Origin of the sequence: Stenotrophomonas sp. GD03930 (assembly GCF_029839665.1) — a bacterium.
Taxonomy (GTDB): Bacteria; Pseudomonadota; Gammaproteobacteria; order Xanthomonadales; family Xanthomonadaceae; genus Stenotrophomonas; species Stenotrophomonas forensis.
Map to the genome: position 1 here is coordinate 829,395 of NZ_JAOCAV010000002.1, position 13,123 is coordinate 842,517.

The 13,123-nt window shown below is 67.8% G+C and carries 11 protein-coding genes and 1 pseudogene; 7 read left to right on the forward strand and 5 right to left on the reverse strand.

All coding sequences use genetic code 11. The features are described 5' to 3' along the window. The first annotated feature begins 3 nt into the window (after positions 1 to 3). From N5C18_RS14440 to N5C18_RS14450, 3 genes are all read left to right on the forward strand, one after another. On the forward strand, positions 4 to 744 hold the full coding sequence (locus tag N5C18_RS14440; protein WP_164086398.1) for an MgtC/SapB family protein: 741 nt from the start codon (positions 4 to 6) through the stop codon (positions 742 to 744). A 277-nt stretch (positions 745 to 1,021) separates the two neighbouring features. Continuing rightward, positions 1,022 to 2,077 (forward strand): ATP-binding protein, encoded by a 1,056-nt coding sequence (locus N5C18_RS14445; protein WP_279944873.1) that lies wholly within the window; start codon positions 1,022 to 1,024, stop codon positions 2,075 to 2,077. Further along, complete coding sequence (locus tag N5C18_RS14450; RefSeq protein WP_279944874.1) at positions 2,070 to 2,711, forward strand: response regulator; 642 nt, start codon at positions 2,070 to 2,072, stop codon at positions 2,709 to 2,711. Before N5C18_RS14445 ends, N5C18_RS14450 begins: the two co-directional genes overlap by 8 nt. 64 nt (positions 2,712 to 2,775) lie before the next feature. On the opposite strand, the pseudogene N5C18_RS14455 reads toward N5C18_RS14450, so the two are convergent. The 3 genes and pseudogenes from N5C18_RS14455 to N5C18_RS14465 form a co-directional block, all read right to left on the reverse strand. Next, positions 2,776 to 3,024 (reverse strand): annotated as a pseudogene (locus tag N5C18_RS14455) (EamA family transporter); the annotation flags it as partial. Positions 3,025 to 3,044: 20 nt separating this feature from the next. Next, positions 3,045 to 4,217 carry a low temperature requirement protein A gene (locus N5C18_RS14460; protein ID WP_279944875.1) on the reverse strand — a complete coding sequence of 391 codons (1,173 nt, stop codon included), beginning with the start codon at positions 4,215 to 4,217 and terminating at the stop codon, positions 3,045 to 3,047. 9 nt (positions 4,218 to 4,226) lie between these two features. Continuing rightward, entirely contained in the window at positions 4,227 to 4,493 is a 267-nt protein-coding gene (locus N5C18_RS14465) for a hypothetical protein (RefSeq protein WP_279944876.1), read from the reverse strand. A 202-nt stretch (positions 4,494 to 4,695) separates the two neighbouring features. On the opposite strand from N5C18_RS14465, the gene N5C18_RS14470 reads away from it, so the two are divergent. The 4 genes from N5C18_RS14470 (at position 4,696) to blaL1 (ending at position 9,541) form a co-directional block, all read left to right on the forward strand. Then, positions 4,696 to 5,220 (forward strand): RNA polymerase sigma factor, encoded by a 525-nt coding sequence (locus tag N5C18_RS14470; RefSeq protein WP_164241017.1) that lies wholly within the window; start codon positions 4,696 to 4,698, stop codon positions 5,218 to 5,220. Beyond that, positions 5,217 to 6,068, forward strand: a complete 852-nt coding sequence (locus tag N5C18_RS14475) for a FecR domain-containing protein (RefSeq protein WP_279944877.1) — start codon at positions 5,217 to 5,219, stop codon at positions 6,066 to 6,068. Before N5C18_RS14470 ends, N5C18_RS14475 begins: the two co-directional genes overlap by 4 nt. 81 nt (positions 6,069 to 6,149) lie before the next feature. After that, on the forward strand, positions 6,150 to 8,573 hold the full coding sequence (locus tag N5C18_RS14480; protein ID WP_279944878.1) for a TonB-dependent receptor: 2,424 nt from the start codon (positions 6,150 to 6,152) through the stop codon (positions 8,571 to 8,573). A 95-nt stretch (positions 8,574 to 8,668) separates the two neighbouring features. Continuing rightward, positions 8,669 to 9,541 carry a L1 family subclass B3 metallo-beta-lactamase gene (gene blaL1 / locus N5C18_RS14485; RefSeq protein ID WP_279944879.1) on the forward strand — a complete coding sequence of 291 codons (873 nt, stop codon included), beginning with the start codon at positions 8,669 to 8,671 and terminating at the stop codon, positions 9,539 to 9,541. Positions 9,542 to 9,686: 145 nt separating this feature from the next. Here the strand turns inward: blaL1 and N5C18_RS14490 are convergent, their stop codons facing one another. After that, on the reverse strand, positions 9,687 to 10,226 hold the full coding sequence (locus N5C18_RS14490) for a DUF411 domain-containing protein (protein ID WP_279944880.1): 540 nt from the start codon (positions 10,224 to 10,226) through the stop codon (positions 9,687 to 9,689). A 476-nt stretch (positions 10,227 to 10,702) separates the two neighbouring features. Beyond that, entirely contained in the window at positions 10,703 to 12,988 is a 2,286-nt protein-coding gene (locus N5C18_RS14495; RefSeq protein WP_279944881.1) for an FdhF/YdeP family oxidoreductase, read from the reverse strand. Positions 12,989 to 13,123: the final 135 nt, after the last annotated feature.

Consider the following 13,123-nt stretch of genomic DNA (forward strand, 5'->3'; position numbering starts at 1 on the left):
TGGATGCTCGACATCAATCCGAACCTGCCGGCGTTCAACGCCGGCGCCACCCTGAGCTCGCTGATCAGCCTGACGGTGGCCTTCGTGCTGGGCACCGCGATCGGCCTGGAACGGCAACTGCGCCAGCGCACCGCCGGGCTGCGCACCAACACGCTGGTGGCGGTAGGCGCGGCGGTGTTCGTCGACCTGGCCGTGCGCTTCCATGACCTGTACGGCGGGCCGCCGTCGCCGCTGCATGTGGTGGCCTATGTGATTTCCGGCGTCGGCTTTCTCGGTGCCGGCGCGATCATGAAGGACGGCGCGCAGGTGTCCGGCCTGAACACCGCCGCCACCCTGTGGGGCTCGGCGGCGGTGGGTGCGTGCGCCGGCATCAAGCTGCTGCCGGAAGCGGTGATGGCCGCGATCTTCGTGCTGGCCGCCAACACGCTGTTGCGACCGGTGGTGAACCGCATCCAGCGGCAGCCGCTGCCGGAAGCCTTCAGCGAGGCGACCTATGCGATCAACGTGGTCTGCCAGCGCGAGCAGCAGGCCGAGGTGCTTGACCAGCTGTTGCTGCTGCTTGAGCAGGCGCAGTACCCGGTACGCGCGGTGGACCAGCGGCCGTTTGGCGAACGCGATGTGGAGATTGAAGCAGTGCTGTACGCCACCACGGTCGATGCCGGCGAACTGGATGCCGTGCTGGCAACGCTGGCGACCACGCCTGGCGTACTGCAGGGATTCTGGAACGCCAGCCTGGAGGAGTAGCTCGGCGGGCTACTCGGGGTCGTGCCGACCAACGGTCGGCACCCACCCGCAGCCAGCACATCCTGCCTTCGCACCCTGCTTCGGTAGGTGCCGACCGTTGGTCGGCACAAACCATCAGATGCCATGCCCGCCGCTGCGGTAGTGCCGGCCGCTGGCCGACAACCTCATGATCTCCAGAGGCACCATGCAGATGCCGGCCAGCGGCCGGCACTACCGGTCGGCAACCGACCCATGCCCGCTTTGCTATCCTCTCCGCCAACGCCAGGGAGCTGTCCCGATGCCATCGCTGTCGCCCCATCGCCCGCTGGTGCTGCTGGCCCTGATCGTCGTGATGGCGGCGATCTTCCTGATCGACACCGTCACCGACTACGCCGTTGCAGCGGCGTGTTTCTACGCGGCGGTCATCCTGGCCGCCTCGCGCGTGCTGGCCGCCCGTGGGCTGATCACGCTGGCCCTTGCCTGCATCGCGCTGACCGCTCTGAGCTTCTTCCTGACCCGCTTCGGCACCTACCGTATCGGCCTGGTCAATTCGGTGATCGGCATGCTGGTGATCGGCATCACCACCTATCTGGCCCTGAACATGGAAGCGGCCAAGGCGGCGGTGCAGGAGGCCCAGGGACGATTGCTGCGGGTCGCGCGCGCGTCAACCGTAGGCGAGCTGACCACCTCCATCGCGCACGAGGTGAACCAGCCGCTGGCGGCCATCGCCAGCAGTGCCGAGGCCTGCCAGCGCTGGCTGGCGCAGGACCCGCCGAACGTGGACAAGGCACGGCAGACCGTGGCCCGCATCCTGGCCGATGCGCACCGCGCCGGCGACGTGATCGCGCGCATCCGCGGCCTGACCCAGGGTGCCGCGCCGGAGCGTCGCGCCTTCGATCTGAACCAGGCAGTGGAAGAAATGCTGGCACTGTCACGCAGCGAGCTGGATCGGCATGGCGTGGCGGTGGCGTTGCTGCTGGATGCCGACCTGCCACCGGTGCAGGCCGACCGCGTACAGGTACAGCAGGTGATCGGCAACCTGATCCTCAATGCGGTGGACGCGATGGAAGCGGTGCCTGCCGCTGACAGGCGCCTGTCCCTGCTGACCCAGCGCGATGGCGCGCGGATCAGCCTCAGTGTGCGCGATCGCGGTGTCGGCCTCCCCGCCGACCATCCCGAGCGTGTGTTCGATGCGTTCTGGACCACCAAGTCACACGGTCTTGGCCTCGGCCTCAGCCTCAGCCGTTCGATCATCGAAGCCAACGACGGCCAGATCCGCGCCGAGCGCCCGAGCGGCGGTGGGGCCTGCTTCGTCTTCGACCTGCCCATCGCCACGGATGTCCCTCATGCGTAAGCCCACTGCCCCTGCTGCCGATCCGGCACCGATCGTCTACGTGATCGACGACGACCCCTCGGTGCGCGCGGCGCTTGAAGATCTGTTGGCGTCGATGGGACTGCAGGTAAGGGCCTTCGCCTCTACCCAGGCGTTCCTGGACCACGAACTGGAAGATGCACCGGCCTGCCTGGTGCTGGATGTTCGCATGCCCGGCCAGAGCGGGCTGGAGTTCCATCGCAGCATGGGCACCCATGGCCTGCAGCTGCCGGTGGTATTCATCACCGGCCACGGCGATATCGCGATGGGCGTGAACGCGATCAAGGACGGCGCCATCGAATTCCTGACCAAGCCGTTCCGTGACCAGGAACTGCTGGATGCGATCCACAAGGGCATCGAGATCGATCGCCAGCGCCGCCGCGACGGCGAGGCACTCGATGCCCTGCAGCAGCGCTGGAACACGCTCAATGCCGGCGAGCGCGAGGTGGTCGATGGCGTGGTGCGCGGGCGTCTCAACAAGCAGATCGCCGGCGACCTCGCGGTCAGCGAGATCACGGTGAAGGTGCGCCGTGCACAGGTGATGCGCAAGATGGGCGCGCGCACCCTGGTCGACCTGGTGCGGATGTACGACCGCTTGCAGGCGGGCTCGCCCTGACCAGGCAGCACGGCAGAGCGGATCGGCAGCGTCGAACAGCATTCCGCTTGCGCTATTTCCGGGTGGCCAGCACGACCACCAGCACGACGCTGACCTTGTCGACCACCGCGACCTTGGCCAGTTCGCCACTCTGCAGCGCGCGGAAGTAGAACAGCCATGAGGCGCCGGTTGCCAGGGCGGAGAGCACCAGGAACAGCTGGGTGCGCCCCGGCAGCAGCAGCGGGTTGGACCGCTTGCCGGTGACCACCACCAGCGGCAGGATCACCGCCGCCACGATCAGGGTGCGGATGGCCAGGTCCGAGTCCACACCCTTCGTGCCGTACCCGGTGTGGATCAGGTGCGCTGCAGGCGATGCTTCATGCGTGTATCCATCAGCCCCACCGCCAGCAGGACCGCGCTGGTCAGCCAGCCGGCAGCCAGCAGAGGGGTCTGCGGCAACAGTACGCCCAGTACGCCCAACGCCACGGCACCGAACAGGTGCGAGCGCGGCGCGTGTCCATAGACCACGCGCTTGTACAGGGCGCTGCCCAGCAGATAGATCAACGGCCCGGCCACCATCACGGTGGCGTACACCGTGCTGACGGCTGCACCCGGATGGTCCATCACCAGGTCGTTGCCCACCGCCGTGGCGATGATGCCGGCGATCAGCAAGGCATGCACGTAATGGAAGTTGGCGCCCATCCGCCCGGGGTCTTCGGCATGGGTGATGGCCTCGGTGGCATCGCGGCTGGAGATGCCGAAGTACAGCCACCACATGGCGATCGTGCCGGCGAACGTGGCCAGCACGGCCGAGACCACTTCCCCGCTCCAGTGCTCGACTTCACTGAGCACGCCGCCGGTGGCCAGCAGGGTTTCGCCCAACGCCACGATGACGAACAGCTGGCAGCGCTCGGCCAGATGCCCGCCCTCGATGGTCCAGTCACGAGTGTGCGAACGGCCCATGCCCGGGAACGCGAAGCCGAACATCGGCGAGATGTACTCGCAGGCCACCGCCACCGCCCACAACGCCAACCGCAGAGAGCCATCGGCTGCGGCACCGGCCAGCCAGAAGCACGCCGAAACGCTGACCCAGGCCAGCATGCGGCGGAAGTTGGGCGCCAGCGGATGGTTACGACCGACCTCGAACAGGACGAAAGCCGTGCGCCCCACCTGCATCGTGGCGTAGGCCCCCGCGAACATCCAGGCCCGGTCGGCAAAGGCCTCGGGAATGGACGAGGACATCAGTAGCGCCAGCAGCATGGTGGCAAACAGCAGGCCGCGGATGCGCGGCGCCTGCGGGTCGAACCAGTTGCTGACCCAGCAGGCGTACTGCCAGCCCAGCCAGACCGCGAACCAGAGCACCAGGGTCTGCAGCACGCCGGCCAGATCAAGGTGGTGCAGCAGGTGGTGGCTGAGCTGGGTGACCGCAAACACGTAGACCAGGTCGAAGAACAGTTCTTCGTAGGTCACGCGGGCATGGTGGCCATCGCGATGGCGCAGCGCGGGCAGGCGCAGTCGGGTGCTCATGGCGGGTCTTCAGCGTGCCAGGCGCCAGTACAGCAGGCCCGCCAGCAGTGCCGGCACGGCGAACACCAGCAGCAGGATCGGCAGTTCCTCGCGCACGCTGTAGCCGGCCTCGCTGACCCCTATCCACATGTTGGCCACCGAGACCAGCAGCCAGGTGGCGATGAACGCGATCAGCGCGGCAGGCAGCTGCGAGCTGCCCACGCTCCAGAGCCGGCCGAACAGCAGGAACACGCCCAGCAGCAGGACGCCAGCGGTGATCACCAGAAGCACATGCATGTAACGATCTCCTTGAGCCTGCTGGCAGGCTAGCCCGGGCCGATTCTGCGCTCCAGCCGATGATCGTGGTTTCACCTTCCAGCCGCTGCGAACAATCAATGGCTGCCGGGACATGGCAAACGCGAACGGTTCCCATTAGTATTGCGTCATCGTGCAGGGATGCCCTCCCTGCAGCCGCCCCTCGCCCCTGTTGCCGGTCCGGATGTCCCAGCTGCCCTCGCCTCACCCACCTGCACTGCCGCTGGTGTCTTCGCTGGCGCGCCACTACGAGGAACTGGTGGACTACCTGCGCCGCCGCTTCCGCTCGCCCGGACTGGCCCGCGAGGTGGTGCACGACGTCTGCGTGCGCCTGCTGGAGCGCCCGCCGCTGCACGATGCACGGCAGCCGATCGCGCTGCTGCGCCGGATCGCGCATGACGCGGCGGTTGATCGCTGCCGCGCCGAGGATCTGCGCCGGCACTGGGTGGAAGCACGCGCCGAGCTGCCGGACGATGCCTGCCCCCGGCCCGGGCCCGAGCAGCAGGCCCAGGGCCTGCAGGCGCTTCAGCAATTGAGCGCGACCATCGAGCGCATGCCGTGCCGGCGCCAGCAGGTGTTCATCCTGCACAAGATCCACGCACTGCCCCAGGCCGAGGTCGCGCTGCGGATGGGTATCGGCCTGAAGGCGGTGGAACGCCACCTGCGCCTGGCCATGGCCGACTGCCGCCAGCAGGCCGGGCAGCGATGAGGCGTACACCTGGGCCTCCCACGCGGCCGCAGCCGTCGCAGCCTCCCAGCACCGATGAACTGCTCGACCAGCATCGCGATGCGCTGAAGGAACGCTTTCCGCTGCCGGACCCGAAAACGCTGCAGCGTCGTCGCGGCGGCCGTGCCGCCAAGGTCGTGCTGCCCGCACTGGCGCTGATGGCCGGCGCGCTGTTGCTGGTCGATCCGGCCTGGCAGGTGCAGGACCATCGCACGGCGGCAGGCGAACGCCGCGCACTCGATCTGGCCGACGGCAGCCACCTGCTGCTCGATGCCGGCACCCACTTGCAGGTGCGTCGCCACCTGCGTTCACGGCAGGTGGTGTTGATCCAGGGGCGCGCCCGCTTCCAGGTACAGCATTCGGCATGGCGACGCTTCGAGGTCGATGCCGGACCGGTACGCGTGCGCAACTACGGCACGGTGTTCGATGTGGATCGCCAGGGCGATCTGAGCGAAGTGACCCTGTGGCGCGGCGAGGTGGGGGTACGCGCCGAGGGCAGCGATGCCGAGCAGCGCCTGGAGCCCGGCCAGCGCCTGCTGGCGCAGCCGGGGTCGATCTCTCCGCCCGAGGCGATCGACACCGACCCGGCCGACTGGACCACCGGGCGGCTGCAGTTCGATCGGCTGCCGCTGGCGGAGGTGCTGCGTATCCTGCAGCGCTATCACGATCGTCCGATCGTGCTGGATGACCCCACGCTGGGCCCGCTGCAGGTGTCCGGCGTGTTCGACGCCGACCGCGCCGACACCGCCGTGGCACTGCTGCCGGAGATCCTGCCGGTACAGGTGCACGCCGCCGCCGATGGCAGCCTGCACCTGCGCAGGCGCGATTGATCGCCATTGATCGCCTTCGCAAGGGTGGGTTGTGCGCCGTCCCATCCGGCAGGTGCGTGAACCCCTCCGAAGGACCCCCGAATGACCCGCCCTGTTTCGCCCGCCGCACTGCGTCGGCTGGCTCCCTCCCTGCTCGCCGCCTGCCTCTGCGCTGCCCTGCCCGCCGCCGCGCAGGCCGCCGCGCCTGCGCCGATGGAGCTGCATCTGCCCGCCGGCCCACTGCAGGCCTCGCTCAACACGCTGGCGCGGCAGAGTGGCATCCAGCTGCTGTTCGCCGCCGACAGCGTGAGCGGCCGCACGGCCCCGGCGCTGGATGGCCGCTACACCCCGCGCGACGCCCTGCAGCGGCTGTTGGCGGGACAGGGCCTGGCCCTGCAGGAACGTTCGCCGGGCGTCTTCGTGGTCAGCGCCGCGGCAGCGCCAGCGCCGGCAAAGGCCAATGCCCCGGCGCGCGCGCCTGCGGCTGCGACACCGACCTCACTGGCCCGCGTCACGGTATCGGCCTCGACCGCGCGCATGCCGCAGGGCGAGACCGCCATGCCCAACACCATCACCGTGCTGACCCGCGAAGACATCGCGCAGCAGCTGGCGCTGGGTTCGGACGTCTCGCGCGTGCTGTCCTCGCAGATTCCGGCCTTTGCGCCGGCGCGCGAGAAGATGTCCAACTACGGCGAAACGATGCGTGGCCGCGGCATCCTGTACATGGTCGATGGCGTACCGCAGTCGACGCCGCTGCGCGATGGCTCGCGTGACTCGCACACCATCGACCCGGCGATGATCGAACGCATCGAGGTCATCCATGGTGCCAACGCGCTGCAGGGCATCGGTGGCACCGGCGGCATCGTCAACATCATCACCCGCAGCGCGCCCAGCGAGCCCGGTGCGTTCCTGCTCGACACCAACATCAACTACAGCAGCGCCCTGCCCAGCCGCCGCGATGACAGTGGCCAGCGCGGTTCTGCGCTGGTCGGTGTGCGCGGCGAGCAGTTCGACCTGGTCGCCGGCCTGGCCTATGAGAAGCAGGGCCTGTTCCATGATGGCGAGGGCCATTCGATCGGCACCAATGCGCAGGGCGAGCTGATGGATTCGACCTCGTCGAACGTGTTCGCCAAGCTGGGCTGGACCATTGCCGAGGGCCATCGCCTGCAGCTGATGGCCAACCGCTACGAACTGCGCGGGCTGGACAACTACCTGGCGATCAACGGTGATTACCGCACCGGCCGGCCGACGATTTCGGTGCGCGGTGACACGCCGCTGGAGCCGCCGATGAACCGCTCGCGCTCGCTGACCCTGGACTACAGCGCTGCCGACCTGCTCGGTGGCCGCTTCCAGGCGCAGGCCTTCGCGGTCGATTTCGAAGGCCGCTATGGCGCCAGCCAGTGGGACCCGTGGGGCAACACTGGCGCCAACGCTGCCTGGGACCAGACCCAGAACGAATCGGACAAGCGCGGCTTCAAGCTGACCCAGAGCTGGACCCGCATCGCCGACACCACGCTGGACGTGACCCTGGGCCTGGACGGCCTGCGTGACCGCACCCACCAGGTGCTGCTGGCCAGTGGCATGAACTGGGTACCGCAGACCACCTACCAGAGCCTGTCGCCGCTGCTGCAGCTGCATTGGTGGCCGACCGACCACCTGATGCTGTCCGGTGGCCTGCGCTACGAAAAGGGCGAGCTGGAAGTGGGCGACTACACCACCCTGCCGCGTTACGGCGCACGCAGGGTGGCCGGCGGCAAGCCGACCATGAGCGAGACCCTGCCCAACTTCGGCGCGGTCTGGTACATCAATGATCGCCTCAATGCGTACGCCTCTTACTCGGAGGGTTACACGGTGGCCGACGTCGGCCGCGTGCTGCGCGCGATCAACCGTGACGGCCAGCGCGTGGACAGCCTGATCGATCTGTCCCCGGTGGTGTCGGACAACCGCGAAATCGGGCTGGAGTACGACGATGGCCGCTTCAGCGGCGACGTCGCCTACTACACCTCCGAATCCAAACTCGGCTCGGTGCTGGTCTACGACCCGGGCATCGATGCCTACGCCGTGCAGCGCCAGGCCACCCGGGTGGAAGGCTTCGAGACCAACCTGCGCCTGCGCCTGGGCGACAGCCGCCTCGGCCTGGGCTACGCACGCGCCAACGGTCGCTACGACGCCAACCTCGATGGCCGCCTCGACAGCGATCTGGCCGGCGTCAACATCGCGCCGAACCGGCTGACCGCGTTCTGGGAGCAGAACTGGACGCCGCAGCTGAGCACGCGCCTGCAGGCCAGCCGCGCATTCGACCGCGACTTCGACCTGCAGGGCGCGCGGGTAGCCGAGTTCAAGGGCTACACCACCATGGACCTGGTTGCGCGCTATGCGCTGGACAAGCATAGCTTCACGCTTGGCGTGCAGAACCTCGCCAACAGGCAGTACATCAGCTACTACTCGCAGACCACGCCGTCGAACCCGAGTTACTTCTCCGGCCGTGGGCGGGTGCTGACGCTGGGCTGGCAGTACCGCTACTGATCCATGGCGCCCTTATGGGAGCCATGAAAACTATGCGGAACGCGATGAAGGAGGCCCGTGCTAGTTTCTGGGCCTCCTTCAAGCGGACCTGGACCATGCGCTCTTCCCTGCTCGCCCTCACCCTCGCTGCTGCACTGCCGGCTGCCTACGCGGTGGCCGCCGAAACACCGCTGCCACAGCTGCGGGCATACACCGTGGATGCGTCCTGGCTGCAGCCGATGGCGCCGCTGCAGATTGCCGACCACACCTGGCAGATCGGCACCGAGAGCCTGACCGCGCTGCTGGTACAGACCAGCGAAGGTGCGGTGCTGCTGGACGGCGGCATGCCACAGATGGCCGGCCACCTGCTGGACAACCTGAAGGCACGCGGCGTGGCAGCGCAGGACCTGCGGCTGATCCTGCTCAGCCATGCACATGCCGACCACGCCGGCCCGGTGGCGGAACTGAAGCGCCGTACCGGAGCGCGCGTGGTGGCCAACGCAGAATCGGCAGTCCTGCTGGCACGCGGCGGCAGTGATGACCTGCACTTCGGTGATGACATCACCTATCCGCCGGCCAGCACCGACCGCATCGTCATGGATGGCGAGGTGGTCACCGTGGGCGGCATCGCCTTCACCGCACACTTCATGCCCGGGCACACCCCGGGCAGCACGGCCTGGACCTGGACCGACACGCGCGACGGCAAGCCGGTGCGCATCGCCTACGCCGACAGCCTGAGCGCGCCGGGCTACCAGCTGCGTGGCAACGCCCGCTATCCGCGCCTGATCGAGGACTACACGCGCAGCTTCGCCACCGTGCGCGGGCTGCCCTGCGACCTGCTGCTGACGCCACACCCGGGCGCCAGCCACTGGGACTATGCCGCCGGCAGCAAGGCAGGTGCCAACGCACTGACCTGCAAGGCCTACGCGGATGACGCCGAGGCGAAGTTCAACGCGCAGCTGGCCAAGGAAACAGCCCGCGCCCGTTGATTCCGTAGAGTCGAGCTTGCTCGACTGAAGCGAAGAACAGTCGAGCACAGCTCGACTCTACAAAGAGCAAGCCGAGCGTGGACTCGGCTCTACACAGGTCGCGTGGAATGGTGCCGGTCAGACCGACCGGCACCGCCACTGACTGTCAGCCGCCCTGCCCATGCTCGGCGAACGCCTCGATGCTGCCATCGGTGCGCACCAGCTCGACGGTATACGGCTGTACGTAGCCATCCGGCATTTCCATACCCGGCGAACCGGCCGGCATGCCCGGCAGCACCAGACCGCGCGCCGCCGGGCGCTCGGCCAGCAGGCGCTTGATGTCCTCGGCGGGCACGTGCCCTTCGACCACGTAGCCGCCGATCTCGGCGGTATGGCAGGAGCCCTTGCCCACCGGCACACCCAGCCGGACCTTGATCGGGTTCATGTCATCGGTATCGCGCACCTCCACCTGGAAGCCTTCGGCCTTCAGGTGGTCGACCCAGATGCCGCAGCATCCGCAGCTGGCGGTCTTGTGCACGACAGCGATGGGCAGTGCGGGATCGATCGTGGCCGGGCCGGCCTTGATGGGCGCCGCCGGGGCCTGCCCTGCAGGCGACGCAGCGCTGGCGTCTTCAGCAGCGCGTGCGCAGGCGGCGGTGGCAAGCACAGTGCCCAGCAGCAGGCCGAGGGAGAGAGAACGGTTCATGGGTTGATTCCTTTGCAGATGCGGGCAGTACAGCCCGCCACCGGCGCATCAATGGCGCAGGCAGGGTCGTAAGTAGAATGAGCAGCCATGGCAGGCGCTTGCGCGCCTGCAGGAATCAACCGATGGGTGGCCGCAACGGGTCCGGCAAAGGCGGCGGCGCATGTTGCCGTGCGCTGGCGGGGGGAGGCGCCTCGCGCCAGGGCGACGCGGGCGTTCCATTCAACGTGGCCAGCATGCCCAGGCAGGCCGGTGGGCATTCGCACTCACCGCTTGCGCAGAGCGTTGATGCCGCTTCGTCGCAGCATCCGTCCATGGCAGTGGAATGCGGGGCGACGCAATGCCCTGCTGTAGGCACCGATGCATCCGGCAACGACGCAAGCGCCAGCGCCGGTGCATTCAGCGCCAGGGCAACAAGCAGCATCCATCGCAGCAGCAGGCCAGGCAGGTTCACGCGTCGATGATAGCCGATGCGCGCATCAGGCCGTCGCCGCCGCCATCGCACGCATCCTTACCGGAATCGACTTGGCCGCCGGGGTGCCGCTGATGCGGTCGTAGTAGTCCAGCGGCAACAGTGGATTCAGTTCGGGGTAGTAGCCGGCCAGCGCGCCGCGCGGCATCGGGTAGTCCAGTACGGTCAGGCCATCGATGCGCCGGCTCACGCCATCGCGGCTGATCGTCTCCAGGCTGACCTGCGCCTCCTTCTGCAGCCCACGCGCCAGCCGGTCCTCGATGTTCATGAACAGCACCATGCGATCGTTGTACACGCCGCGGTAGCGGTCGTTGTAGCTGTAGATGGTGGTGTTGTACTGGTCGTGCGAGCGCACCGTGGCCAGCCGCAGCATCTCGGGGTCATCCACCGGCTCGTCCACGTCCAGGCCGGGCATCACCAGGATGTTGGCCTTGCCATTGGGGGTGGGCCACACCCGGCGGCGCGGCGGAATATCCAGATGGAAGCCGTGCGGCTGCTGGATGCGCTGGTTGAAGCCGGTGTAGATCTCCGGGTACACCGCTGCGATCAGGTCGCGGATGGGGGTGTAGTCGTGCATGCACGCGGCCCAGTCGACCTTGCTGCCAGGCAGCGTTGCCATCGCCATGCGGCAGACGATCTCGACCTCGGGCAGCACCTCGGTACTGACCGGTTCCAGCACACCGCGTGATGCGGTCACGTTCGACATCGCATCCTCGATGGTGACGAACTGCTCGCCGGCCGGTGTCACGATACGTTCCGAGCGCGCCACCACCGGCAGGATCAACGCATCGCGGCCATGCACCAGATGCCCGCGATTGAGTTTGGTGGCGATGCCGACGGTCAGCTCCAGGCCGCGCATCGCCTCATAGGCACGCGGCGTGTCGGGCACGGCATGGATGAAATTGCCACCCAGGCCGATGAACACCTTGGCGCTGCCATCCAGCATCGCTTCGATCGACTCGACCACATGGTGGCCGTGCTCACGCGGCGGGTCGAAGCCGAACACCTGCTGCACGCGGTCCAGGTAGGCCGGCTTGGGCTTCTCGTCGATGCCGACGGTGCGGTCACCCTGCACGTTGGAGTGGCCGCGGATCGGCCCGATGCCGGCACCGGGCTTGCCGAAGTTGCCGCGCAGCATCAGCAGGTTGGCCACCTGCTGCAGCAGGCGCGAGCCGTACTGGTGCTGGGTCAGGCCCATGCCGTAACAGATCACGGTGGCGTTGGAGCGGATGTAGATCTCCGCACAGCGGCGGATCTGCGCTTCGGAGATGCCGGAAACGCGAACGAGATCGTCCCAGTCCTGCGCCATCACATCGTCGCGCAGCGCATCCAGGCCCACGGTGTGTTCGGCCAGGAAGTCGTGGTCGAGCACACGCTCGCCCTGCGCCTCACGTTCAAACATCACCCTCATCATGCCCTTGATCAGCGCCAGGTCGCCGCCGATGCGGATGTGCACGAACTCGCTGCTGATCTCGGTCGAACCCAGCGTGGCCATCTGCACCACGTCCTGCGGCTCGGCGAAGCGGATCAGCCCGCGCTCGGGCATCGGATTGACCGCCACGATCGGGATGCCACGTTTGCGCGCCTCGACCAGGTTGCTCATCATCCGCGGCGAATTGGTGCCGGTGTTCTGGCCGATCACGAAGATCGCCTCGGCGTGCTCGAAGTCCTGCAGCACGATGGTGCCCTTGCCCACGCCGATGGCCGGCGGCAGGCCTCGGCTGGTCGGCTCGTGGCACATGTTCGAGCAGTCCGGGAAATTGTTGGTGCCGAACTCGCGCACGAAGATCGAGTACAGGAACGCCGCTTCGTTGGGCGTGCGGCCGGAGGTATAGAACTCGGCCTGGTGCGGGCTGTCCAGCGCCTGCAGGTGGCGGCCGATCAGCGCGAAGGCATCGTCCCAGCTGCACGGCACATAGTGATCGGTGGCCGCGTCGTAGCGCATCGGCTCGGTCAGCCGGCCCTGCATCTCCAGCCAGTAGTCGGTCTGCGCCATCAGCTCGGTGACGGTGTGCTGCGCAAACAGCTCACGACCGGCACGGAACTGGGTGGCTTCCCAGGCCAGCGCCTTGGCGCCGTTCTCGCAGAATTCCAGCTTCCTGCGCTCGTCGGCATCGGGAAACGCACAGCTCGGGCACTTGAAGCCGCCCGGCTGGTTCATCGCCAGCAGCGCCTTCGAGCCCTTGCCGATCACGCTCTGCTGCAGCAGCACCTTGGCGGTGGCGCCGGCGGCACCCCAGCCACCGGCCGGCTGGTTGTAGGGCTTGTAGCGCGGCGGCTTCTGCTCGGACATGTTCGGGAACCTGGCGGGAGGAACGCAACAACAGAACGGCGCGGAGTGCGGGCGTGCTGCCTTTCGGCCGCTCGCCAAGCCCTACAGTCAAACACGGTCCATGCGGCTGCGCCAGAGGCTGGAACCGATTGCAGC